The sequence below is a fragment of the Streptomyces sp. NPDC096046 genome, from assembly GCF_040303285.1.
Classification (GTDB): Bacteria; Actinomycetota; Actinomycetes; order Streptomycetales; family Streptomycetaceae; genus Streptomyces.
Genome location: NZ_JBEOSZ010000026.1, coordinates 16976 through 39569, shown reverse-complemented (window position 1 = coordinate 39569; position 22594 = coordinate 16976). Strand labels below are relative to the sequence as shown.

The 22594-nt window shown below is 71.7% G+C and carries 21 protein-coding genes; 11 read left to right on the top strand and 10 right to left on the bottom strand.

From position 1 onward, the window contains the following. Positions 1-25 precede the first annotated feature (25 nt). Positions 26-643: a TetR/AcrR family transcriptional regulator gene (locus ABTX62_RS22590; protein WP_352117857.1), complete on the bottom strand. Its 618-nt coding sequence runs from the start codon at positions 641-643 to the stop codon at positions 26-28. 147 nt (positions 644-790) lie between these two features. Next, positions 791-1969, bottom strand: coding sequence for a Glu/Leu/Phe/Val dehydrogenase dimerization domain-containing protein (locus ABTX62_RS22585; RefSeq protein WP_352117856.1), 1179 nt, complete (start codon positions 1967-1969; stop codon positions 791-793). A gap of 140 nt (positions 1970-2109) precedes the next feature. Between ABTX62_RS22585 and ABTX62_RS22580 the strand changes: the two genes are divergently transcribed. Further along, entirely contained in the window at positions 2110-3300 is a 1191-nt protein-coding gene (locus ABTX62_RS22580) for an MBL fold metallo-hydrolase (RefSeq protein WP_352117855.1), read from the top strand. Between the two features lie 770 nt (positions 3301-4070). Here the strand turns inward: ABTX62_RS22580 and ABTX62_RS22575 are convergent. The 3 genes from ABTX62_RS22575 to ABTX62_RS22565 form a co-directional block, all read right to left on the bottom strand. Then, positions 4071-5957: an AMP-dependent synthetase/ligase gene (locus tag ABTX62_RS22575; protein WP_352117854.1), complete on the bottom strand. Its 1887-nt coding sequence runs from the start codon at positions 5955-5957 to the stop codon at positions 4071-4073. 243 nt (positions 5958-6200) lie between these two features. Beyond that, positions 6201-6578 (bottom strand): SapC family protein, encoded by a 378-nt coding sequence (locus ABTX62_RS22570; protein ID WP_352117913.1) that lies wholly within the window; start codon positions 6576-6578, stop codon positions 6201-6203. A gap of 303 nt (positions 6579-6881) precedes the next feature. Next, a complete protein-coding gene (locus ABTX62_RS22565) occupies positions 6882-7181 on the bottom strand; it encodes a hypothetical protein (protein WP_352117853.1) in 300 nt (99 codons plus the stop codon). Between the two features lie 103 nt (positions 7182-7284). Here ABTX62_RS22565 and ABTX62_RS22560 point away from each other — a divergent pair, with 103 nt between their 5' ends. Together ABTX62_RS22560 and ABTX62_RS22555 are read left to right on the top strand one after the other, a co-directional pair. Next, entirely contained in the window at positions 7285-7830 is a 546-nt protein-coding gene (locus ABTX62_RS22560; protein ID WP_352117852.1) for an ABATE domain-containing protein, read from the top strand. Between the two features lie 64 nt (positions 7831-7894). Continuing rightward, positions 7895-8317, top strand: a complete 423-nt coding sequence (locus tag ABTX62_RS22555; RefSeq protein WP_352117851.1) for an alpha/beta fold hydrolase — start codon at positions 7895-7897, stop codon at positions 8315-8317. A gap of 91 nt (positions 8318-8408) precedes the next feature. Here the strand turns inward: ABTX62_RS22555 and ABTX62_RS22550 are convergent, their stop codons facing one another. The 5 genes from ABTX62_RS22550 to ABTX62_RS22530 form a co-directional block, all read right to left on the bottom strand. Beyond that, positions 8409-9860, bottom strand: coding sequence for an alpha/beta hydrolase family protein (locus ABTX62_RS22550; protein ID WP_352117850.1), 1452 nt, complete (start codon positions 9858-9860; stop codon positions 8409-8411). A 41-nt stretch (positions 9861-9901) separates the two neighbouring features. Further along, positions 9902-10123 carry a hypothetical protein gene (locus tag ABTX62_RS22545; RefSeq protein ID WP_352117849.1) on the bottom strand — a complete coding sequence of 74 codons (222 nt, stop codon included), beginning with the start codon at positions 10121-10123 and terminating at the stop codon, positions 9902-9904. Between the two features lie 156 nt (positions 10124-10279). After that, positions 10280-11005, bottom strand: coding sequence for an ion transporter (locus ABTX62_RS22540; RefSeq protein WP_352117848.1), 726 nt, complete (start codon positions 11003-11005; stop codon positions 10280-10282). Positions 11006-11789: 784 nt separating this feature from the next. Beyond that, the gene (locus ABTX62_RS22535; protein WP_352117847.1) at positions 11790-12416 is read right to left on the bottom strand and encodes a hypothetical protein; all 627 of its coding nucleotides are present in this window, start codon (positions 12414-12416) and stop codon (positions 11790-11792) included. 19 nt (positions 12417-12435) lie between these two features. Further along, positions 12436-13434, bottom strand: a complete 999-nt coding sequence (locus ABTX62_RS22530) for an inorganic phosphate transporter (RefSeq protein WP_352117846.1) — start codon at positions 13432-13434, stop codon at positions 12436-12438. 1237 nt (positions 13435-14671) lie between these two features. On the opposite strand from ABTX62_RS22530, the gene ABTX62_RS22525 reads away from it, so the two are divergent. The 8 genes from ABTX62_RS22525 to ABTX62_RS22490 all read left to right on the top strand — a co-directional run bounded on the left by ABTX62_RS22525 (position 14672) and on the right by ABTX62_RS22490 (position 22566). Continuing rightward, positions 14672-17077, top strand: coding sequence for an ATP-binding protein (locus ABTX62_RS22525; protein ID WP_352117845.1), 2406 nt, complete (start codon positions 14672-14674; stop codon positions 17075-17077). A gap of 68 nt (positions 17078-17145) precedes the next feature. Then, entirely contained in the window at positions 17146-17577 is a 432-nt protein-coding gene (locus ABTX62_RS22520) for a roadblock/LC7 domain-containing protein (protein WP_030840841.1), read from the top strand. Positions 17578-17579: 2 nt separating this feature from the next. Then, the gene (locus ABTX62_RS22515; RefSeq protein WP_062930368.1) at positions 17580-17951 is read left to right on the top strand and encodes a DUF742 domain-containing protein; all 372 of its coding nucleotides are present in this window, start codon (positions 17580-17582) and stop codon (positions 17949-17951) included. Continuing rightward, positions 17929-18558, top strand: a complete 630-nt coding sequence (locus tag ABTX62_RS22510; protein WP_352117844.1) for a GTP-binding protein — start codon at positions 17929-17931, stop codon at positions 18556-18558. The genes ABTX62_RS22515 and ABTX62_RS22510 overlap by 23 nt, the downstream gene beginning before the upstream one ends. Positions 18559-18618: 60 nt before the next feature. After that, positions 18619-19191, top strand: a complete 573-nt coding sequence (locus tag ABTX62_RS22505) for a GAF domain-containing protein (RefSeq protein ID WP_352117843.1) — start codon at positions 18619-18621, stop codon at positions 19189-19191. A 179-nt stretch (positions 19192-19370) separates the two neighbouring features. Further along, the gene (tdh, locus tag ABTX62_RS22500) at positions 19371-20399 is read left to right on the top strand and encodes an L-threonine 3-dehydrogenase (protein WP_352117842.1); all 1029 of its coding nucleotides are present in this window, start codon (positions 19371-19373) and stop codon (positions 20397-20399) included. Between the two features lie 34 nt (positions 20400-20433). After that, the gene (locus ABTX62_RS22495) at positions 20434-21627 is read left to right on the top strand and encodes a glycine C-acetyltransferase (RefSeq protein WP_352117841.1); all 1194 of its coding nucleotides are present in this window, start codon (positions 20434-20436) and stop codon (positions 21625-21627) included. A gap of 36 nt (positions 21628-21663) precedes the next feature. Continuing rightward, positions 21664-22566 (top strand): LysR family transcriptional regulator, encoded by a 903-nt coding sequence (locus ABTX62_RS22490; protein WP_352117840.1) that lies wholly within the window; start codon positions 21664-21666, stop codon positions 22564-22566. Positions 22567-22594 lie beyond the last annotated feature (28 nt).

Sequence of the window (22594 nt, the reverse complement as noted above, 5' to 3'; positions counted from 1 at the left end):
CGGCCCCCACGCGCAGAAGCACCGGCTACGACGGCATCAGCCGCTCGCCCTCCACCAGCCCCAACTCGCGGGCCAGTGCCTCCTCCACCCACTCCTGAGCCCGTGCTCGCGGTACCGCGCCGGCGTAGGACGTCAACTGCACGGCGAGGCCGTCGAGGAGGGCGGTGAGACGCAGGGCCGTGCCCTGCGGGTCCGGGCAGCGGAACTCGCCGGCGGCCACACCCTCCGCGATGACCTCGGCGAGGGCGGCCTTCCACTGCCGGTCGAGGTCCTGGGCCACTTCCCGCAGCACCGGGTCGCGCAGTGCCGCCGCCCAGCCCTCGATCCACAGGCGCCAGCCCTTGGCCTTCCCGGTCGGGGCGTACCACCGTACGGCCGACCGCAACCGGCGCAGCGCCGGCCAACGGCGGCCGAGCAGCTTGCGCAGATGCGCGAGATCGCCCTCCGCCGCGTGCCGGAACGCGGCGGCGACCAACTGCTCCTTCGTGGAGAAGTGATAGAGGACCAGCGCGTTGCTCACGCCGAGCGCGGAGGCCACGTCGGCGATCCTGACCGCCGCCACACCCCTCGCCTCGATCTGCTCGATGGCGGCCCGCAGCAGATCCCCACGCCGCTGAGCCACACTCAACCGGACTCTGGTCACCCGGTCACCCTACCCACGCGCGTGCGGTGCCTCGACGGGGCGTTTCGGCCTGTCCGGCCCTGGCCCGCGACGGCGGTCGCCGAGAGGACGACGATCGCCTGTCCGGCCCTGGCCCGCGACGGCGGTCGCCGATGGACGACGATGCCCTCACCGGTACCAGCCGAATCGCTCCGCGATCACCGGTAGCCGGTCCGCCGCGATCGCGTGGGCCGCGGCCCGCGGTGTCGTCCCGTCGGCCCGGGCGCGGGCCAGCATCCGCTCGACCAGGTCCCGCATCGACCGCCGGGTGTACGCGAAGGCCTTCTCAGCGTCGGCGCCGATGTCCCCGAACAGCGTCCACCACCACCAGGCGTTCGTCCCCGAGTTGACCACGACGTCCGGCAGCACGGTCACCCCGCGCGCGGCCAGCGGGAGCTCCGCCTCCGGCCGCACGGGCATGTTGGCCGCCTCCACGACCCAGCGGGCCGTGATGCGCCCCTGGTTGCCGGCATCGATGGCGTACGACACGGCGGCCGGCACCAGTACGTCCGCGTCCGCCGACAGCCAGGCGTCGCCCGGCAGTTCGCGGTCGCCGGACCGCAGCGCCGAGCGGTCCACCGTGCCGTGGGCGTCCCTCGCGGCGAGCAACGCCTCGACGTCGAGACCCGCCGGGTTGGCGACCGTGCCCCTGACGTCGGCCACGGCCACGACCGTGAGCCCCGCGCGCGTGAGGAAACGCGCGGTGGCCCCGCCCATGGTGCCCAGTCCCTGGAGGGCGACCCGCGTCCCCGTGTACGGCACACCGGCCAGGTCCAGGGCGGCCAGGGCGGCTTCGGCCACACCGCAGCCGCCGGCCAGCTCGTCCAGCCCGATCCCGCCGACCTCGACCGCGAACGCGTCCCGGAGCCGCCGCCGGGCCTCGGCCTCGTCGTCCAGCAGCGGATACACGGCCTGGATCGAGGAGACCAGCCCCGCCTCGGCGGCGGCCCGGTCCACCAGGTCCTGGGTGAGCCCCAGGTCCTCGCCCGTGGTCCAGCAGCTCTCTATGTACGGCCGCATCGCCCGCAGGTAGCGCACCAGCAGCGGGTACGCCTCCGGGTCCCGGGGGTCGCAGTCGATGCCGCCCTTGGCACCGCCGAGCGGGACGTAGCGGCTCGCGGGGTCGTAGTGCAGGGCCTCCTTCACGGTCATGCCGCGGGCCAGGCCGGTGACCTCCTCCAGGGTGCAACCCGGGCGCATCCGCAGACCGCCGCTGGCGACCCCGCGCACCAGCCGGTCGACGACCAGGAAGCCCTGCCGTCCCGTGAGGTGATCGGTCCAGGTCAGGGACAGCAGGGGGGTGGCCATTCGAGCTCCTTCGCCGTCGGGTCCGCCGTCGGCTTACTGAATCATCGGTCAGTATTACCTTCGCTGGGACCCCTGGGGCCCGGTGATGTCGGAGGGGCCGACCATAATGGAAAGCCTGACCGACTCCACCTGGAGGTACCGTGGCCGGTTTCCGTACCCCGAACTCCGGGCTCCGCGCGCTGCGGCCCGGGGCGTTCGGCGCGGACCCTGATGGTGAGCGCATGGCGCGCATCCGCAGATCGCCCCACTTCAAGGACGGAGTCTTCCAGAACCCCGGGGGCCCCGCGCGGACCCGGCCCTCGGGCTCGACCCTGGACTTCGCGAAGGTCTTCTTCGACAAGGACACCCGGCCCCGCCGCACCCCGAAGGGCACCGTTCCGGTGCACTCCACCACCCTCGCCGACATCGCCCGGCCCCCGGCCACCGGGCTTCGCCTGACCTGGATGGGGCACTCCAGCGTGCTCGCCGAGATCGACGGCCGGCGCGTCCTGTTCGACCCGGTGTGGGGCGCGCGCTGCTCCCCGTTCTCCTTCGCCGGACCCAAGCGGCTGCACCCCGTGCCCATGCCGCTGGCGGCGCTCGGCCCGGTCGACGTCGTGGTCATCTCGCACGACCACTACGACCATCTGGACATGCCCACCATCAAGGCGCTCGCGGGCACGGACACGCTCTTCGCCGTGCCCCTCGGCGTCGGCGCACACCTGGAGCGCTGGGGCGTGTCCGCCGACCGGCTGCGCGAGCTGGACTGGCACGAGGCCACCAGGATCGGCGGCCTCACCCTGAGCGCCACCCCGGCACGGCACTTCTGCGGCCGCGGGCTGCGCAACACCCAGCACACCCTGTGGGCTTCCTGGGTCGTCGCCGGTGAGGAGCACCGCATCTACCACAGCGGCGACACCGGCTACTTCGACGGTTTCAAGGAGACCGGCGCCGAGCACGGGCCGTTCGACGCCACGATGATCCAGGTCGGCGCGTACTCCGGCTTCTGGCCCGACATCCACATGACGCCTGCCCAGGGGATGCAGGCCCACCTTGACCTGCAAGGAGGCAGTCCGGGCGGGGTGCTGCTGCCGATCCACTGGGGCACCTTCAACCTGGCGCCACACGCTTGGGCGGAGCCGGGCGAGTGGATGAAGGACGCGGCTGAGGAGGCCGGCCAGGCGGTGGCGTTCCCGCGGGCGGGCGAGCCGTTCGAGCCGGCGGGGAAACTGCCGGTGGAGGCGTGGTGGCGGGCGGTGTCGCAGCCGATCGCGTGCCCGTGGCGTCGTCCGGAAGTCGTTGATCGTACGGCCGGGACGAACAAGGGACTCGACCTCGCCGGTGAGCGGTGACATCGGAGACGAGCCCCGCGAGATGGCACGGATACTGGGGCGTCCCCGGCTGCAGAGCAGGATCGTTTGCCGCGCGCCTTGGACCGAGCGCCGCATGCGGAGCATGAAGCCACTGCTCAGTGATCCAGGTCCTTGCCGTCCCCGGAAGGCTCACCCGGGTTTGTCGTCCGAACACGCATCGCGGAGCGCTGAGCCGGCCGGAGAACCAGCTCCCCGCCAGGTGGTGCCTCCTGAGCTGTGGTCAGGGCGTCTGACCCGGCTGGCATCCTGCCCGCCTCCAGCATTCCCGTCCGCAGGTCTGCCCCGGCCGACACCCCTCCCACACGTAACCCTCCCTCGACGCCACGGAGCCCCGGCCGAGCAGATCGGCCGGGGCTGCCTTGCGGTCAGATGCCCGCCAGTTCCCGTAGTGAATTCATCGCCGGTCGGAGGCTGTGTCAGGTCGTCTCGCCCTGCACGATGACACCCATGGAGGCCACATAGCCGTTCCAGCCGAAGACGGCCACGGCGCCGTATGAAGAGGAGCCCGGCTCCGGCGAGCGTCCACGGGGCCGCATCGGCGCGGGTGTGAGCGGTAGCCGGCCGGGCCCGTCCGCGAAGGAGTCCGAGCCGCCCGTGGACGGTGCGGACTCGCCAGAGCGCAGCCGGCGTTCAACGCGTGCTCGTGGAGTGCCCTGGAGCTTGACCTGCAGGCGCGAGCACATACTGATCGCCGAAGTGCAGCACGGGAGCGCAGTGTTCGGTTCGGCTGTTGTCCCGGCAGATCGGGGTCAGGCTTCGCGGGAGCCCTCGTACATCGCGTCAATGGCCTGGGCGTACTCGCGCTCCACGACAGGGCGCTTGACCTTGAGGCTCGGGGTGAGTTCGCCGTGCTCGACGTCGAGGTCGCGCGGCAGCACCGAGAATTTCTTGATGGTCTGCCATCGTTGCAGGTCGCCGTTGACCCGCTGGACGAAGCCGTCGATCAGCTCGTGGACCTGCGGTGAGGAGACGACCTCGGCGTAACTGCGGCCGCCGAGGTGGTGGGATGCCGCCCAGGGCATGATGACGGTCTCGTCCAGGGCGATCAGGGCGGTGCAGTAGTTGCGGCCGTTGCCGATGACCAGGATGTTGCTGACAAACGGGCAGATGGCCTTGAAACGGCCCTCGATCTCGGTGGGTGCCACGTACTTGCCGCCCGAGGTCTTGAACACGTCCTTCTTCCGGTCGGTGATCCGGAGGAAGCCGTCCTCGTCCACCTCGCCTATGTCGCCGGTGTGGAACCAGCCGTCGCTCTCCAGGACCTCGGCGGTCTTGTCCGGAAGATTGTGGTAGCCGCGCATGATGCCGGGACCTCTCAGGAGGACTTCGCCATCCTGGGCGATGCGCACCTCGGTGCCGGGCAGGGGTTTGCCCACCGTGCCGACCCGGTAGCCGTCGGCGGGATTGACGGTGCAGGCAGCGCTGGTCTCGGTCAGGCCGTAGCCCTCGAAGACGTGCACGCCGGCGCCGGAGAAGAAGTAGCCGATGTCCGGAGCGAGGGCGGCGCTGCCGGAGACGCTGCCCCGCAGATTGCCTCCGAAAGCCGCGCGGATCTTGCCGTACACCAGCCTGTCCGCGATGGCGTGCTGAACGGCGAGCGGCAGGGGCACCCGGCGCCTCCCGGTCGCCGCTGTGCCCTCCTGCCCGGTCCTGGCGTAGTCGCGGGCGACCTTCGCCGCCCAGAGGAAGATCTTGTACTTGGCGCCGCCCTCGGCTCTCGCTCTGCCGGCGATGCCGTTGTAGACCTTCTCGAAGATCCGCGGCGCGGACGCCATCACGGTGGGCCGGACCTCGGGCAGGTTGGTGACGATACGGTCGACGCGCCCGTCCACCGCCATCACATGACCGGTCCTGACCTGTCCGGCGATCAGCGCCTTCCCGAAGACGTGGGACAGGGGCAGCCACAGGAACTGCACGTCGTCGGAGCGCAGCAGTCCGCTCACCTCTTGGGCGACGCCCTGGTACGACCAGCAGTCGTGAACCAGGCGCACGCCCTTCGGCCGGCCGGTCGTTCCGGAGGTGTAGATGAGGGTGGCGAGGTGCTCCCGCTCGATTCCCCGGACTGCCTGCCCGACCGCGTCCGGGTGCTCTTCCAGGTACACGGCCCCGCGCTTTTCCAGGTCAGCGAGCGACAGTATCTCCAGCCCCTCAACCTTGGGGATGTCCGCCCCGGGGTCGAAGAGGATCGCGTGGCCGAGCTCGGGCAGACGGTCCGCGTGGGCGACCACCTTGGCCAGCTGCGCGGCATCCTCGACGAATATCGCCCGGCTGCCCGAGTCGGAGAGGATGTACACCGTCTCATCGGCATTGGTGCTGGGGTAGACGGCGGTGGCGGCGGCGCCCGCACACATCACACCGAGGTCGGCCAGGATCCACTCCACCCGGGTGGAGGAGGAGATCGCGACCCGCTCTTCGCGCCGCACTCCGAGGGCCAGCAGCCCGGCCGTGATCACCCTGACGCGCTCTGCGGCCTGTGCCCAGGTCAGCGAGCACCACCGCTCGGTGCCGGAAGCACCGTCGCCGGCCGGCGCGGGGTAACGGTAAGCCTCGCCGTGAGGTGTTGCCTCGACTCGTGAGAGAAACAGGTGCGCCACGGAAACGGGGCGGCTTTGAACAAGGGACTGCGCGGAACTCACATTGGCCTCCGGGCCCGGATGCGCCTACTCAAGGACTTGTTAACTGGCTGGTAACTCGCAAGTAGGGTGAGACTAAAGGCAAACGTGCCGGCGCGTAAGGGAGGAAGCGTTGGGGGGAAGCGGTCAATGACCCCTCGGCGCCCTCGCGTACGGGCGCTGGCAAGGGCCGGAGGCAGCGTGCCCGGCATGGCGGTTCGCTGCCGTTGCCGGGACCTCGCGCAGCAGTCGGCGGTGCGGAGGGGCTCATCCCTCCACGAGTTCGCCCATGAGCCGCTCGGCATGGTGGAGCGATACGAGGTGGGTATGTGCCCAGCCGAGGTACCCGCTGTCGTGGAGGCGGACGAGGCCGGGGCGGGCGAGCTGGCGCAGCCTGTCCTCGTCGACCATGCGGAACCCGCCGACCGTCAGAGTCCGGCCACTGCTGTGGTGGCTGAGTTCCAACGGCCTCGGTTCCAGCAAGGCCAAGCGGTCCGGCTCCACGCTGAACGCCTTCGCACGCTCGGTCTCCCGGCGCGATCCCCGAAGGAAGCGGAGCACCTCCTCCAGGTAGGGGGCGTTGCCGCCGTCGGTCTTGAAGAGGCGCTCGCCTCCCGTGGTGCTCCAGCCGGGGAAGGTTGAGATGGTCGGCGACCGACCGCCGGACGTACTCGGACGTGTCGCGGTGCAGCGCGTCCAGTACGGGCAGGGCGGGGGCGAGGTCCGTGATGGGCCGGCGCTTGGGTGGTGTGCGCGTTGAGCAGTTCCTCCACTGCGGGCACGGCACCCTCCTGGTGAGTTCTCTGTCGCCTCACCCGGTCCTTCCGCCCGACGGTGGCCGGGCGGAAGTGACTGCGGCTGTGTCTAGGGGGCTTCTGATGGATCTCCGTAGCGTCACGACGCCCGGCACGCACGCTCCTTCTTCCACGTAGATCCATCAGAAGCCCCCTAGACCTGCGTGCTGTGCAGCACCTCGGCGTGCCGCATGTCGTGGACCTCGCCGATCAGGCCGAAGAAGCCCGCGGCGCCGGGGTCACCGGGCATCTCGCGCGCCGCGCGGGCGGCTGCCTCGGGGGAGGTCCACAGGAGGAAGTCCAGGAAGGAGCCGTCCTCGGACCGGGCGAGGTGGGCACCGAGGAAATCGGCCCCGTAACGCTCACGCAGCAGCGAGACCAGCCCGTCGCGGTGGGCTGCCAGCTCGGTGGGGTCGGTGCTCTCGAACCGTACGTACTCAATGGTCGTGCTCATGGACACTCCTTTGACGTGGGTCACGGATTCGTGCCTCGAAATCCGTGAGGGAAGCTATCACGGATTTCGATGTCTAAAAGCGTTAGTCAGGTAGTTTGGGAGCATGACCCTCAAGAACCTCCACGAGATGCCCTGGATCGGAGAGCACCCGGTGCTGGACCTCGCCAACACCGTTGTGTGCGGCGCCGGACCCGCCCGCGGGGACATCGACTTGCTGGCCGACCCGGAGCTGCGGGCGTCCTGGCGCAGCCGGGCCGCCGACTGGGCATTGGCAAACCTGCCTCTGGAGGAACTGACGGAGCTGCGAGACCCGGTCAGGGCCGTACTCGACGCGGCGGCACGGCAGGCCCGACTGCCCGAGACCGCGCGAACACGACTCAACGACCTCGCCGCTTCGGCCCCAGTCACCTTCCAGGTGGAGAAGGGCGGCCGGCTTGTCGAGCGGGAGGGCGGCGGCCCAGCCGCCGGCGCGGCGGCCCGGCAGGCCCTCGTCCTGGCCGCCGGTCCCGAGCAGGCCAGACTTCAGCGCTGTCCCGCGCCCAGCTGCGGCATGTTCTTCCTGGCCCGCCGGCGCGACCAGGCATGGTGCTCGACCGGCTGCGGCAACAGGGCGCGCTCCGCCCGCCGTCGGCACCAGCACACGGACTGACGCCGGCTTGACCTCGCGCACGCCCTGCCGCGTACCCGCCGGGCATGTGGGCGGTTCAGGCCCTGTGCGCGCGGCCGACGTACTGATAGCAGCGGCCTTCCTCCAGGAACCCACCGACCGGCGACGCCCCACCCGACTCGGCGCCTCCGCCCTGCGCCGCATGCCGGCCGCCGATCTCGCCGACGTGCTGGACGTCCCGCTCAGCCCCGCGGTCCACAGCGCGGCAGCCGCCCTGCACCGCCCAGGCGGCGCCCGACGCGTACTCGCGGCGCTGCGCACGGCCGACGCCGACCGGATCCCGCTCCGCCGCGCACTGCGCGACGTGTCCGTCCCCGTCACCCTGGTGGCCGGTGCGGACGACCCCCTGACGAACCCCGTCCCCCGTCCCGTCCCCACCGTCCCGGGCGCCGGCCACTACCCACAGCTCACCCACCCCGACACGGTGGCCCGCATCCTCGACGAACAGGGTTCCCCCACCACCACGTAACACCGGCTCCCGACCGGCGGACCGCGCCCGCGCGACGGTCACACGGGCCGTCGGGCACCTGAGAAGCGGGCGGGGCCGCACCCCGGCTTCGTCAGGTCCTGCCGCGCGGGGAGTGGACGGTGAGTACACCGTGAGCGGGCAGAACGGTGGCCAAGTCATCCGGTTCACCGCGCAGCGTGGTGTCGAGGAAGGCATGTGAGGCTCCGGCGGTGATACGCGCTCCATCGGTACGGCCCAGTGATCCGACGATCGACCCCACCGGGGGCAGGTAGAGCGGCGCGTCGGTGAACGTGAGGTGTGCCGCGCCGGGGACGGTGAGCCGGTAGCTGGTCGCGGTGCTCAAGGTGAGCACATGTGTGAGGGCGGGGATGTAGTCCGGGTCGATGTCCCGGCGGATGTCCTGGGTGAGTGCCAGGACCGGTTGCGGGAAGGGTTTCGCGTCGGGGTCGTGCGGAAAGCCGTCCAGGTTGATGACGGCGTCGAACCGGCTGTCTTGGCGAGCCGCTTGCAAGGCGGCGCCTCCGCCGAGGGAGTGGCCGGTGACGGCCACTCGGCCGGTGTCCATGCGCCCGCCCACCGGCCCCGGGACCTCACCTCGCGCGACGCGGTCCAACTGGGTGAGGACGAAACTCAGGTCGGCGGCCCGGACCGCTGTCCAGCCGGCCGCCAGCTTCTCGTCCCGGTCGGCGTCGCCCGTGGCGGTGACCTTCGTGGGGATGGTCCGGCCGCCGGCGAGAACGGCGGCGGAGTCGTAGGGGTGATCAAGGGCCGCGACGACATAGCCGTGGCTGGCCAACTCCTGAGCCCATGCCGTGTTCTGAGAACGTACTCCGCCCAGCCCCGGGGAGAACAGCACGACCGGGAAACGTCCGCCTCCCTCTGCCACTGGCGCGTCGACCACCGCGTGGGTACGGGCGCGAGACAGGCCGTCGAGCAGGAAGCCGGGCACGCCGACGTAGTCGGCGAGGGCATTGGAGACGATGCCCGCCTCATGCTCAGTGCGGCCGAGGTACGCGGCGCGTCGCGCGTCCACCGGACTCTTGCGCGCCGGGTACCACAGCTGGACCACGACGGTGCGCCGGTCGTCAGCCTCGGGGGTGGCGTTCTCGGGCCGGTTGGCGTCGGTCCACTCCACCACGCTGGTGCCCACGGCGAAGGAGCCGGACGGCGCGGGAAACGCGGGCGTGGGAAGGGCCCAGGCGGCGGCCGGGCCGATGGCGATCAGGCACAGGCACACCAGCGACGCCGGCAAAGCCACCCACCATCGAGCCCTGCGCGGCGGCCGGCAACTGCGCGCTCGCAGCTCGGCTGCGACGACGAACGGCAAGACGAGTGCGGCGCCCGCCAGGACGGGCACCATCTGCCAGCGCACTGAACCCACCACCAGCGCCGTGCCGGACAACAGCGCCACCAACCCGGCATTGAACGCGACTGGCCGACGCATCCGTCGGGGAAGCCAGCGGGCCGCCACGAGCGCGACGGCACCTACCACCACCACGGTTTCCAGAAGGGACATGTGCAGCCCCGGCAGTGTCTCGGTCACACGGCCATGCTGGCCGCGTGACCGTCCTCCCCGCATCGAGCTCAGGTCGTGACCGAGTGCGACCTGAGGGTGAAGTCACCGTCATCCGAAGGCCGTACGGAAGCGCTCGCGCAGATCACCGAGACGGTCGGCCGGCTCGTTGGCGAAGACCAGCCGTAGATATGTGTCACGCGGGCGGCGGCGAGCCGGCCGGCCGCGGCGGACAGCTCGCGTGCCGCGACGTCCCCGGCGGAGGCCCAGTCGCCGCTGTACCGCTCACCCACCGATTTCCTGGCGAACCGGCTGCAAGCGGCCTCGTAACCCAGGCGAGGACCGGGGGAGTGCGGCCCATGACGGGGGCGCACCGGCTGTCCTGCATGGTGCGGGCGGGCCGTCGTGCATAGGGCCGTCCCATCACGGCGACCCATGGCGGTGCCTTTTCAGCCGGTTCCGGGAGGACGAGCCCCTGGAACCGGCGTGGGGTCACCGTCGCCGTCGGGTGTCGTCCTGGTGCGTTTGTCGATGAAGTAGGCGCCGAAGGTTCCCGCCAGGGCGGCGACGACCACCGCTGAGTACACCGCCAGCAGGACTTCCAGTACCGTGCCGTAGGCCGTGGCCGTGCGGAGCGGCTGTCCGCTGATCGTCATCAGCGCGGTGGCGTGCAGCGTGCTGGCGTAGGAGCCGTGGGCGCCGTCGAGCTCATACAGCAGCTCGCTGGCAGCCAGGATCACGATCAGCGTCACCATGGACAGCCATGCCGCCCGGTCGCCGAGCAACCGCCCGGCCGAGCGCGAGGACCGCACAGTCGAGGAGAGCACCCTGCCGGTGCGGATCAGCCGCAACGACTTCAGCAAGCGGAAGACCCGCAGGAACGGCAGTACCAGGAAAATGACCTGCCACCAGTTCGTACGCAGGAAACGGCCGCGGTGGGACGCCAGAACAAGCCGGGTGGCGAACTCCGCGGCGAAAACCCCCCACAGCACCCAGCCGACCACCGCCAGGGCAGTCGAAGCGGCGCTTTCGGGCGCGACCAGGCGCTCGGCGATGACCACCAGCAGAAACAGCAGCCCAAGGCCGCTCATCACCGGAGTGAGGCGCTCCAGCAGATCGCGCGCCAGTTGGTCACGAAGAGCCGCATCCAGACGTTGCCAACGGCGCCACTCCATACCGAAGTTTCTCCCTGAGAACCCCCATGCCGCCCAGGCAGCACGCGCCACACGGACCCGGCCGCGCGGCCGGCTGCATCTCATATCTTTCCACCCCGCCTGCGCGATGCAGTGCGCCGACGGGCTTTGAATCCGGATTGACCACGCCGGCGCGGGAAGAAGGAGAGCATCGTCGTGGCAACCGCCATCATCTCGGGCCATCAGTTCCCAAGCGTGCGAGCTCGGGAGGCCGGCTCCCTGGTACTACCGTCAGTCGTGCGTGCCGGCGGCATCCCGACTCCCGCCCTTGACGCGTCGGTGCCCCAGCCGGCCAGCAGTCGTAGTGCCTCCGCCGACGGGGAGAACAGGGTTAGGGCGCTTCTGGTGGCTCTTGGCCGGTGTCTCGGAGCCAGATGACGATCGTGGTGACGGTCAGGGTGCCGTTGGTCAGCAAGTTCAGGCCCGGCACTTCCGCCTACCGCCACAGGACGATCACCGCAAGTGGGCCGTAGGCAACCGCGAGGGCGCAGAAGAGCCGTCTCCGTTCAACGGACCAGTGCCGCCGGCCCCGCCCCTTACTGTTGCCACCCAGCGTCCCGGACGCTTTGAGTCGGGCTTCTCGCAGCAGATGAAAGGCGCGTTGATGCGTCCTGTAGCCGGTGAAGGAACCCATCAGTGAACTGCCGAAGGCGACCGAGCCCAGTGATGTCGCCGCGGGCCGGCCGATGGGCGCCGTCCGGCTGACGACGACCGCCGTGGCGTTCCGGAACTGGCCGCACGAGCGCCTGCTGGGCCGCCCGTCCGGTCACGGAGATCGCGGCAGTGTCGTTCGAGGGGCAGCCCCGGTCACAGCCGGGCTTGTGGTGTGCCGGGCCTGGGCGACGGCGTCGTGCAGGAGCTGGGAGAGGCGTTGGTCCGCATCGGGCGCGGTGAGCAGGACGCGCAGGGAGTGTTCGAGGTGGCGGCGGCCTGGGCCGCGCCACCACAGCAGGTCGGCGATGCGAGCCGCCGTCTTCGGCGGACGGGCGTGGGCGAGCCGGCGGGCCCGCTGGTGGCAGGCCGTGCTGTGCCGCTTCAGGCGCCGGGATGCGGGCTGTACGCGGCGGGCGGCGTCCACGACCGTGGCGACCAGCAGTGGTCCGTAGGCGCGGTCGGCGGGGTCGGCGTCGGCGAGGTCGGCGGCCAGCGGCCACAGGGCCTGGCGGGCGGTGTCGCTGACGGCGTCGTTGACCGCGCGGGCGAGGCCGGCGAGTACCGGGTGGGTACCGGGTGGGCTGTCGGTGAAGCGGCCGGTGGCCAGCAGTGATGCGGCCTCCATCAGGCAGGCGCCGTCGTCGGGATGCAGATGCGCGAAGCGGCCCGGCGCGGGAAGACCGTCGGGAATCCCGCCGCGCGGTGGCCCGTACGGCTGGGGGTTGGATGGGGCGGGCATGGGCGGCCTCCGGCTCGGGTCACAGTCCGGTGGTGGCGTGCAGGATCAGGTAGAGGGCGGCGGCGGGCAGTCCGGCTCCGGGGAAGGTGAGGACCCATGCGGCGAAGATGGAACGGGCCACCTGCCAGCGCACGGCCGAGATGCGGCGGGTCGCGCCGGCGCCCAGGATGGACGCGGTGATCGTCTGGGTGGTGGAGATCGGGGCCTCGAAGACGAACGCGGTGGTGTAGAGCACGCCCGCGGCGGCGGACTCGGCGGCGAAGCCGCGCGGCGGATCCAGGCGGACGATGCGCCGGCCCAGGGTGGTGATGATGCGGCGCCCCCCGCTGTAGGTACCGGCGGCCATCGCCGCGGCCACGGCCACGATCACCCACAGGGGCACGGAGAAGTCGTCCTGCCAGCCGGCCGTGACCAGTGCCAGCACGATCACGCCCATGGTCTTCTGCGCGTCCTGCAGCCCGTGGCCCAGGGCCATGCCGGCAGCCGAGACGGTCTGCGCCATGCGGAAGCGGCGGGTCGTGGGGCGGGGGGCAGCACGGCGGAACGCCCACAGGATGGCGGTGTGCAGGAGGTAGCCGAGGGCCACGCCCACCAGCGGGGACAGCAGCATGGGCAGCAGGACCTTGCCCAGGATGCCGGACCAGTGCACGGTCGCGCTGGCGGCGAGGGCGGCGCCGACCAGTCCGCCGATCAGGGCGTGCGAAGAGGAGGTCGGCAGCCCGCGCCACCAGGTGAAGACGTTCCAGCCGATCGCGCCGATGAGCGCACTCATCACCAGCAGCAGGCCCGAGACCCCCTGGGGCGCGCCGACGATGCCGCTGCCGACGGTCTCGGCGACCTCGGTGCCCAGGAAGGCGCCGAAGAAGTTCATCACGGCGGCCATACCCAGCGCGATGCGGGGAGTGAGGGCCTTGGTGGAGATGGACGTGGCGATCGCGTTCGCGGCGTCGTGGAAGCCGTTGGTGTAGTCAAACGTCAGTCCGACGATGATGATCAGCACCACGAGAGTGAGCTCCACGGCCGGATCACCTTTCGCCACGCACAGGACCTATAGGGACCCTCGTCTGTCTTCTCCATCCTGCCGCGAAACAGTGCGCGGAGCCTGGCGCGACACCGTGGGCACCGATCACGACCGGGTGAGTGACAGGGGGTGGCCGTCAGTTCTGCGGGGTGTCGGTGTCGACGTTGGTGGCTGTCGTCCACCCGCCGTGGCCCTGGCGACGGCGCGGGCCACGGCGGCAGCAACGGCTCGATCAACGCAGTCGACAGAGCCTCACGTTGTCCGGATTTCCACATGTCCTTAGAAGTGGGTATGCGCGACGCGCCTGTGGATGGACCCCGTGAGGGGACCTCGCGGCCGCCCGCGCGGTCGGTGCCGGTGTCGTCCTGCCCCGGCCCGGTGCGCCCTTCGAGCCCACGGCGGAGAGCCTGCCGGCGGAGCCGTGGTGGCGTGGGGTGGCGCTTGCTTCGAAGGGCGGCCGTCCGGTGACGGGGGTCCGCGCCGGAGCGGGTATCAAGACCGTCTCGAAGACCGCATCGGACGCAGGAGTCGTGGCCTGGGCCGCCACGGTGAGTGACGATCATGGTCGGGCCGGCAAGGGTGCCGAGGACTCCCAGACGCTCCCGGCGGGCTGACCCGGGGCGCACGACAGGCAGGCGGCGAGTGCCGGGGAGCGCAAGGCTCCCCGGCTGTCGCCGTCTTCCTATGACCGCTGCTGACCAGGTCGGATCGATCTCTTTCGTTCGTGGCCGGATGTGCGGAGGTGCTATCGATCTGCCGTACGAGACCTCATACCAGAGCGGGACGCTCACCGTATGAGTTTGTCAACTGCCCACCGCACATGATGCGCTGGCGACTACTGTCAGTGGCCGTCGGGAAACAGGACGGATCAACGGATCAGGGGAGCGGGGGCCGGTACGTGCAGGCGCAGGGCGGACGAGGGAGTCGACGCGACGGGGATCCCCGCTGCCCGCGTGCCACCGACGCCGGCACGGGTGCGGTCAGCGAGACGGGTGCCGGGGCCGGGTCCGGTGACGCGGTGGCCGCCGCCGGTGTGGATGCCGCCGGGGCCGGTGCGGGCGGCGCCGGGGCTTCCGGCCCGGGCCCGCACGCGGGTCACGGTGGCGCCGGGGCCGCGCGGAAGCGAGGGGAGCCCGGGCGCACGGCCCGGGCGCGCAAGCGGCCGCGCGAACCCGGCCGCACCGCCGCAAGCGCCCCTGGCACCCAGGCCCGACGGACCAGTACGAGGACACCGATGTCTCACCTCCGCGCCCCGGCCGCACGCGCAGACCGCCGTGAGGGCGGGCGGCACGGGCGGCCTGCCGTCCGCACCGCACCCGCGTTGCCCGAGACCCATATACGGCCCCAGCTGCTGCGCCTCGCGGTGCTGCCGCCCGTCGCCGTCGCCCTCAGCGGCTGCGCCGCCGTCCTCTTCACCGTCCGGTCCACCGGCACGCGGCCCGGCCCCACCCTGTGGGTCGTGCTCGGCGGCGCGGTCTTCGTGGCCCTCGTCGGCATCGCCGTCGCCGCGGTCGCCGCCAACCGGGCCGCCCGGTCCGTGCACGACCGCATCGGCGTGCTGCGCCGCAGCACCGCACGGCGTGAGGCCGACCTGCACACCCTCGTCGAGACCCTGCGCCGCGGCGACGGCCCGCCGCAGCTCGCACCGCAGAGCCGGCACGGCGATCCCGCCGAGGACGCCGACGACTTCGACCTCCTCACCGCCGACCTGTCCCGCGCGCACGACGGCGCCGTCACCGCCGTCGTCCAGGCTTCCCAGCTCTCCAGCCAGGCCGGCAGTGAACAGAAGCTCGAAGTGTTCGTCAACCTCGCCCGGCGCCTGCAGTCACTGGTGCACCGCGAGATCTCCATCCTCGACGAGCTGGAGAACGAGATGGAGGACCCCGACCTGCTCAAGGGGCTCTTCCACGTCGACCACCTCGCCACCCGCATCCGCCGCCACGCCGAGAACCTCGCCGTGCTGGGCGGGGCGGTCTCCCGCCGCCAGTGGAGCAACCCGGTCTCCATGACCGAGGTGCTGCGCTCGGCCATCGCCGAGGTCGAGCAGTACTCGCGGGTCAAGCTCGTGCCACCCGTCGACGGACAGCTGCGCGGCCACGCCGTCGCCGACGTCATCCATCTCCTGGCCGAACTCGTGGAGAACGCCACGGTGTTCTCCGCACCGCACACACAGGTGCTGCTGCGCGCCAACCTCGTCACCTCCGGGCTCGCCGTCGAGGTCGAGGACCGTGGACTCGGCATGCCCCTGGAGGAGCAGACGCGGATGAACGCGCTGCTCGCCGATCCCGACCAGGTGAACGTCGCCCGCCTCCTCGCGGACGGCCGGATCGGGTTGTTCGTCGTCTCCCAGCTCGCCCGTCGGCACGGCATCACCGTCCGCCTCCAGACCAACATCTACGGCGGAGTGCAGGCGGTGCTCGTCGTGCCGCAGGCGCTGCTGGGAGCGGAGTCGGGGGCAGGGACTCCCGGGGGCACGGGGCAGCCGGAGGGCGCAGCGGCGGCCGGTCCGGAGCGTCCGGCTGTGCCGGGGCGAAAGGACGGTCAGACCGGCCTGACCGGGCCGGGCGCGCAGTCCGGGCGTCATCGACAGGGGCAGAACGGGCAGGCCGGTGCCGGTGCCGGAGTCGGCGGCGTGTCCGGGGGGCCTGCCCCGGCCGGGGACGGCGTCTTCGGGGTCTCCTCCGTGCCGCTGCCCGCGCCCGGATCAGGGCCAGGGCCGTCGGCCCCGCTCGCCGTATCCGCCGCACCTCAAGGGCACGAGTCCGTACTTCAAGGCCATGAAGCCCTGCCCCGACGGCACGAGTCCGTACCTCAAGGCCACGAAGCCCTGCCCCGACGGCACGAGTCCGTACTTCAAGGCCACGAAGCCCTGCCCCGACGGCACGAGGCCCTGGCCCAAGGACACGGGCAGGAAGCCCGGCCGGGCCCGGGCGGGAGCCCGCAGGGCGGTCGGCCCGCGCCCCTGCCGGTGCGCGGGGCCCGGCGGGAGCGGCCCACCCCGGCCGAGGCGCGTCCCGGCATCACACCCGACGACCGGCGTGTCCTGGCCGAGCACGGGACCGCACCGCCCACCCCGCGCAAGGGCGCCGTGCGCGGCACCATGGGCAAACCCCAACTGCCCCGTCGCCGCGCGCAGGAGCACATCGCGCCCCAGCTGCGCGACGGCCCGACGCCCCGCCAGGACCCCGAACACCTCGTGAGTCATGACCCCGGTCTCATGGCGGCCTTCCAGCGCGGCATCAGCCTCGCCGAGGCCCAACAGCACATGGAGGCCGGCGCCACGGCGTGGTCCGACGTGGAGGTGGCCCATATGGAGGCCGCCGATATGGGGTCCGCCCACATGGAGGCCGCCGACATGGGGTCCGCCCACATGGAGTCCGCAGGCAGGGGATCCGACCGCACGGAGTTCGCCTACACGGACTCCGCCCACACGGACTCCGCCTACACGGACTCCGCCCACACGGACCCCGCACCCAGCGGGTCCGCCCGCAGGGATCCGATGCCCGTTCGGCCGGTTCACCTGGAGGCGCTCCCCTCGGAGCTATCGAACAGGCCGACCCCCGGGGCCCGTCCCCCCGGGGCCCGTTCCGACCCCCGCACGACCACCACCCGGCAGGACGGGAGCGCACCCGCCGGATGACCACCCCTCGTTCCACCCCCACACCCAGCGCTCCCGCAGACCTTCGTACCCCAAGGAGTCGATCCACCATGGCGAGCGATGCGCCGACCGCCCATGTTTCCGACCTCGACTGGCTGATGAGCGGCCTCGTGCAGCGCGTGCCGCACACGACCGCCGCCGTGCTGCTGTCCTGCGACGGGCTCGTCAAGTCCGTTCACGGCCTCGACCCGGACAGCGCCGACCACATGGCAGCGCTGGCCTCCGGCCTGTACTCCCTCGGCCGCAGCGCCGGTGTCCGCTTCGGCGACGGCGGCGACGTGCGGCAGGTCGTCGTCGAACTCGCCTCGACCCTGCTGTTCGTCACCACCGCGGGCTCCGGCACCTGCCTGGCCGTGCTCGCCGGCCGCGAGGCGGACGCGGCCGTGCTGGGCTACGAGATGGCGATGCTGGTCAAGAGCGTCCGTCCCTATCTGGTGACCGCTCCCCGGCAGTCCGTCGAATCCCCGGCGATGAGGCCTTGAGCGTGACGGCGGCCGGTGACGGGCCCTGGCTCGACGACGCGGCCGGGCGGCTGGTGCGCCCGTTCACGGTCAGCAACGGCCGCACCCGTCCCACCGTCGCGCTCGACCTCGTGTCGCAGGTGATGGCCACCGGGGCGACCCCCCTCGGCTATCTCGGCCCCGAGCACGCGCAGGCACTCGAACGGTGCCGGGTACCCGTCGCCGTCGCCGAGGTCGCCGCCCATCTCAAACTGCCGGTGGCCGTCACCAAGGTGCTGCTGGCGGACCTCGTCGACTGCGGGGCGCTGACCACCAAGCCCCCCGCGTTCCACCACAACCCGACGGACCGGGCCCTTCTGGAGGCAGTGCTCGATGGACTACGACGACAGCTCTGACTACACCGACGGACCGGCTCGCGGCGCCGACCCGTTCCCCACCGCGCTGAAGATCCTGGTGGCGGGCGGGTTCGGCGTGGGCAAGACGACCTTCGTCGGCGCGGTCAGCGAGATCGCGCCGCTCAGCACGGAGGAACTGCTCACCACCGTCAGCGCCGCGACCGACAATCTCGACGGCATCGAGAACAAGGTCGAGACGACCGTGGCCATGGACTTCGGCCGCATCACCCTCGACCCGAAACACGTGCTGTACCTGTTCGGCACGCCCGGACAGGAGAGGTTCTGGTTCATGTGGGACGAGTTGTGCGAGGGCGCGCTCGGCGCGGTCATCCTCGCCGACACCCGCAGGCTCCAGGAGTGCTTCGCGGCCGTCGACTTCTTCGAACAGCGCGGCCTCGACTTCATCGTCGCGCTCAACGAGTTCGACGGCGCCTACCGCTACGACCCCGAGGAAGTGCGAGGCGCCCTCGACCTGTCCGAGGACGTGCCCGTCGTGCGCTGCGACGCGCGGATCTCCAGCTCCGGGGTCCAGGCCCTGCTGACCCTGGTGCGTCATCTCATCGCTCACACGCCGGCCCCCGCGACGGGGTACGGCGCCCACATGTGACCCCCTCACACCGCCAGGGAGCCCCTATATGAGGCAAGTCCACAGCCCAGGAGCACGCCCATGACCTACGACCCGCCGCGCCCGGCCGGTCGTCTGCTGCTCACACCCGAGGACAGGGAGGCCCCCGCCCGCACCCGCCGACTGCGCCGACTGGGCCTGGGGGAGCGCCCCGAACCCGCACTCGACGCCTTCGCGCACCGCCTCGCCGAGTTCACCGGGACGCCGTACGCCATGGTCAACCTCCCAGACGAACAGGGGCAGTTCTACGCGGGTCTGCACGTGCCGGCCGTCGCACCGGTGGTGCGCAGCGACGGCACCACCCCGCGCCTGGGCCGTGCCCTGCCCCGTGACCACGGCTTCTGCCCCCATGTGGTGGCGCGCCGCAAGGCCCTCGCCCTGGAGGACGTGGGCGACTTCCCGCGGTTCGCCGGCAACCCGGTGGTGGACGAATTCGGCATCCGCTCCTATCTGGGAGCTCCGCTCGTCGACGGCACGGGACTCGTGCTGGGCACGGTCAGCGTCGCGGACGTCGGGCCGAGGCCGTGGGGGAAGCCGGGCCTGACGGCGATCAAGGAGTACGCCGCGCAGCTCGTCATCGAGCTGGAGGCCCGGGACGGCCTGCCGCCCTACTGAAACCCGCGGGCCCGGCGGGACCCCGAGGGCGTGAAGGAAAGCTGAGGCGCCGCTTAAGAAAACCTCGATGGACCGGCGTGCCGCCGTACGGCAGATTGCAGTGCGATCCCACTCCTCTCCCGGCCCAGGGGTTCCTTCGGCATACCCGGAGCCGGGACTCACCCCCAGGAGCCGTAGCGGTGAAGGCGCTGGTCAAGCAGAAAGCGGAACCCGGGTTGTGGCTCGCGGACGTCCCCGAGCCCATCGTCGGGCCCGGCGACGTACTCATCAAGGTGCTGCGCACCGGAATCTGCGGCACCGACCTGCACATCCGGGCCTGGGACGGCTGGGCGCAGCAGGCGATCAGCACCCCGCTCGTGGTCGGGCACGAGTTCGTCGGCGAGGTCGTCGAGACCGGGCGGGACGTCACCGACATCGCTATCGGCGACCGGGTCAGCGGCGAGGGCCACCTGGTGTGCGGCAAGTGCCGCAACTGCCTGGCCGGACGCCGGCACCTGTGCCGGGCCACCGTGGGGCTCGGGGTGGGACGGGACGGGGCGTTCGCCGAGTACGTCGCGCTGCCCGCCGCCAACGTGTGGGTGCACCGGATCCCCGTCGACCTCGACGTGGCCGCGATCTTCGACCCGTTCGGCAACGCCGTGCACACGGCGCTGTCGTTCCCGCTGGTCGGCGAGGACGTCCTGATCACCGGCGCGGGCCCGATCGGCCTGATGGCCGCCGCCGTGGCCCGGCACGCCGGCGCCCGCAACGTCATGATCACCGACGTCAGCGAGGAGCGGCTGGAGCTGGCCCGCAAGATCGGGGTCAGCCTCGCGCTGGATGTCTCCGGATCCACCATCGCCGACGGCCAGCGCGCCCTCGGACTGCGCGAGGGCTTCGACATCGGCCTGGAGATGTCCGGCCGTCCCGAGGCCATGCGCGACATGATCGCCAATATGACGCACGGTGGCCGGATCGCGATGCTCGGTCTGCCCGCCCAGGAGTTCCCCGTCGACTGGGCCCGCGTCGTCACCTCGATGATCACCATCAAGGGCATCTACGGCCGCGAGATGTTCGAGACCTGGTACGCCATGTCGGTCCTGCTGGAGGCCGGCCTGGACCTCGCGCCCGTCATCACCGGCCGCTACGGCCACCGTGACCACGAGGCGGCGTTCGAGGACGCGGCGAGCGGTCGCGGCGGCAAGGTCATCCTCGACTGGACCGCGTAACCCCCTTTCACCGCAAGCACCCCTGGAGCTCCCGATGTTCGACTCCGTGCGCGACGACCTGCGCGCCACCCTCGACGAGATCCGCGCCGCCGGCCTGCACAAGCCCGAGCGCGTGATCGGCACCCCGCAGTCCGCCACCGTGAACGTGACCGCGGGCGGTCGCCCCGGCGAGGTCCTCAACTTCTGCGCCAACAACTACCTCGGTCTCGCCGACCACCCCGAGGTCGTCGCCGCCGCCCACGAGGCCCTGGACCGCTGGGGCTACGGCATGGCGTCCGTCCGCTTCATCTGCGGCACCCAGGAGGTGCACAAGGAACTCGAGGCACGACTCTCGGCGTTCCTCGGCCAGGAGGACACGATCCTGTACTCCTCCTGCTTCGACGCCAACGGCGGTGTGTTCGAGACGCTGCTCGGCCCGGAGGACGCGGTCATCTCGGACGCGCTCAACCACGCCTCCATCATCGACGGCATCCGCCTGTCCAAGGCCCGCCGCCTCCGGTACGCCAACCGTGACATGGCCGAACTGGAGGCGCGTCTGAAGGAGGCCTCCGACGCGCGCCGCCGCCTGATCGTCACCGACGGCGTCTTCTCCATGGACGGGTACGTGGCCCCGCTGCGTGAGATCTGCGACCTCGCCGACCGCTACGACGCGATGGTCATGGTCGACGACTCCCATGCGGTCGGCTTCGTCGGCCCCGGCGGCCGCGGCACGCCCGAGCTGCACGGCGTCATGGACCGCGTCGACATCATCACCGGCACCCTCGGCAAGGCCCTCGGCGGCGCGTCCGGCGGCTATGTGGCGGCCCGCGCCGAGATCGTCGCCCTGCTGCGCCAGCGCTCCCGGCCCTACCTGTTCTCCAACACCCTGGCCCCGGTGATCGCGGCGGCCTCGCTGAAGGTGCTCGATCTGCTGGAGTCGGCGGACGACCTGCGCGTCCGGCTGGCCGAGAACACGGCCCTCTTCCGCGGCCGTATGACCGACGAGGGCTTCGACGTCCTCCCCGGCGACCACGCCATCGCCCCGGTGATGATCGGCGACGCCGCGGTCGCCGGCCGCATGGCGGAGCTGCTGCTGGAGCGGGGCGTCTACGTCATCGGCTTCTCGTGCCCGGTGGTGCCGCAGGGCCAGGCCCGGATCCGCGTCCAGCTGTCGGCCGCGCACTCCACGGACGACGTCAACCGCGCGGTCGACGCGTTCGTGGCGGCACGCGCCGAGCTGGAGGGCTGACCGGCAGCACGGGGCGAATTTGAGACAATCGATCGCATGATCGAAGCGCGGCGGCTGCACATCCTCCGGGCGGTGGCCGACCACCGTACGGTGACGGCGGCTGCCGCCGCGCTGTACCTCACCCCGTCGGCCGTCTCCCAGCAGCTCGCCGCCCTGGAGCAGGAGACCGGCCACCGGCTCGTCGAGCGCGGCGCGAAGGGCGTACGGCTCACCCCGGCCGGTGAGATCCTGCTCAATCACACCAACGCCGTCCTCGCCCAGCTGGAGCGGGCGGAGGCCGAGCTCGCCGCGTACAGCTCGGGCGCGGCGGGCACCGTCACGGTCGCCTCCTTCGCGACCGGCATCGCCCTGGTCGTCGCGCCCGCCGTGGCCTGTCTCGCCCGGTCGGCGCCCGGGATCCGCATCCGCGTCCAGGACGCCGAGGGCGACGCCAGCCTGCCGATGCTGCTGGACCGGCAGGTCGATGTGGCCGTCGCCGTCGAGTACCGCGGGGCCCCGCCCGCCGACGACCCGCGACTGGCGCACCTGCCGCTGTACGCCGAGCCCTTCGACGCCGTCGTCCCGGTCACCCACCGCCTGGCCGGCGCGGCCGAGGTGCCGCTCGCCGAACTGGCCAAGGACTCCTGGATCGGCCCGTACCCCGGCAACCCCTGCCACGACGTGGTGGTGCTGGCCTGCGAGAGCGCCGGTTTCCAGCCCCGCATGGAGCACTCCTCGGACGATTTCCGCGCGGTCGTCGCCCTCGCCTCGGCCGACGTGGGTGTCGCCCTGGTGCCGCGCTCGGCGCTGCGCGGGATGGACCTCACCGGCGTGGTGGTCCGCCCCGTCGACGGAACGGCCCCCACCCGCCGGGTCTTCGCCGCCGTACGCCGGGGGGCCGAGGAGCATCCCCTCATCCGGCCGGTGCTGGACGCGCTCGGCGAGGCGGCCCAGGGGTGAGGAGTCCGTAACACCGCTGTCTCATATC

What these genes read in the sequence shown, in the direction of transcription:
- ABTX62_RS22565 (WP_352117853.1), bottom strand. Translation starts at nt 7,181, where the DNA reads ATGAGCACGACCATTGAGTACGTACGGTTCGAGAGCACCGACCCCACC.
- ABTX62_RS22510 (WP_352117844.1), top strand. Translation starts at nt 17,929, where the DNA reads ATGGACTACGACGACAGCTCTGACTACACCGACGGACCGGCTCGCGGC.
- ABTX62_RS22525 (WP_352117845.1), top strand. Translation starts at nt 14,672, where the DNA reads ATGTCTCACCTCCGCGCCCCGGCCGCACGCGCAGACCGCCGTGAGGGC.
- ABTX62_RS22585 (WP_352117856.1), bottom strand. Translation starts at nt 1,969, where the DNA reads ATGGCCACCCCCCTGCTGTCCCTGACCTGGACCGATCACCTCACGGGA.
- ABTX62_RS22505 (WP_352117843.1), top strand. Translation starts at nt 18,619, where the DNA reads ATGACCTACGACCCGCCGCGCCCGGCCGGTCGTCTGCTGCTCACACCC.
- ABTX62_RS22540 (WP_352117848.1), bottom strand. Translation starts at nt 11,005, where the DNA reads ATGGAGTGGCGCCGTTGGCAACGTCTGGATGCGGCTCTTCGTGACCAA.
- ABTX62_RS22520 (WP_030840841.1), top strand. Translation starts at nt 17,146, where the DNA reads ATGGCGAGCGATGCGCCGACCGCCCATGTTTCCGACCTCGACTGGCTG.
- ABTX62_RS22535 (WP_352117847.1), bottom strand. Translation starts at nt 12,416, where the DNA reads ATGCCCGCCCCATCCAACCCCCAGCCGTACGGGCCACCGCGCGGCGGG.
- ABTX62_RS22490 (WP_352117840.1), top strand. Translation starts at nt 21,664, where the DNA reads ATGATCGAAGCGCGGCGGCTGCACATCCTCCGGGCGGTGGCCGACCAC.
- ABTX62_RS22560 (WP_352117852.1), top strand. Translation starts at nt 7,285, where the DNA reads ATGACCCTCAAGAACCTCCACGAGATGCCCTGGATCGGAGAGCACCCG.
- ABTX62_RS22495 (WP_352117841.1), top strand. Translation starts at nt 20,434, where the DNA reads ATGTTCGACTCCGTGCGCGACGACCTGCGCGCCACCCTCGACGAGATC.